This is a genomic window from Mycobacterium persicum (assembly GCF_002086675.1).
Lineage (GTDB): Bacteria > Actinomycetota > Actinomycetes > Mycobacteriales > Mycobacteriaceae > Mycobacterium > Mycobacterium persicum.
The window spans coordinates 1-608 of the sequence record NZ_MVIF01000293.1; the positions used below are offsets into that span (position 1 = coordinate 1).

Annotated in this window: 2 protein-coding genes; both read right to left on the reverse strand. The window is 65.3% G+C overall.

Annotation, left to right across the window (positions count from 1 at the left end):
- A partial coding sequence (locus BST40_RS28460) for a WXG100 family type VII secretion target (protein WP_099288596.1) occupies positions 1-266 on the reverse strand: 266 nt, incomplete at its 3' end.
- A 39-nt stretch (positions 267-305) separates the two neighbouring features.
- Positions 306-599, reverse strand: a complete 294-nt coding sequence (esxG, locus tag BST40_RS28465) for a type VII secretion system protein EsxG (RefSeq protein ID WP_083156650.1) — start codon at positions 597-599, stop codon at positions 306-308.
- Between the last annotated feature and the right edge of the window lie 9 nt (positions 600-608).

The window sequence follows — 608 nt, forward strand, 5'->3', positions numbered from 1 at the left end:
GCGGTGTCGCGAGCCAGCATGGCCATGGTGTTGGATTCGTGCGTGCCGGCCATCGACTGATAGGCCCGCATCAGGTCCTCCATGGCCTGGTTCCACTGGGTCTGCCAGCCCTGGTAGGTCATCCCGGTGTCGCCCTGCCAGGCATTGGACAGCGCGGCCTGCTCGTTGGCGACGTCGGCACCCAGGCTGTGCAGCGTGCCAGCATAGCCGGACATGTTCCCGGCGTGCGCCAGCATCGCCGGATAGTTGTACATAATCTGTGACATCACAAGTCCTTTCGACGTTCAACGGTGACAGGGTGCGGCTCAGAAGCCGGTATAGCTGGACGCGGCGGCGGCATCGGCGGCCACATAGGCGCCCGCGGCGTCACCCAGGTTGGCCTGCGCGATATCCAGCAAGGTGTTCACCTTGGCGGCGGCCTCCACAAACCGGGCGTGCGCGCCCTGGAACGCCGCCGCCGACTCGCCCTGATGAAACGCCTGCGCCGACATCGCCGACTGCTCGGCCTGCCCGATCGTGTGCCGCATCAACGCCGCCTTGGCGGTAAACGCCGACTGCGACGCCACCAACTGCGGAATATGGGCATCCAACAAACTCATAGCGATTCC

Bases quoted from the DNA above. Each gene is read 5' to 3' on its own strand.
- esxG (WP_083156650.1), bottom strand. From the start codon at position 599: ATGAGTTTGTTGGATGCCCATATTCCGCAGTTGGTGGCGTCGCAGTCG.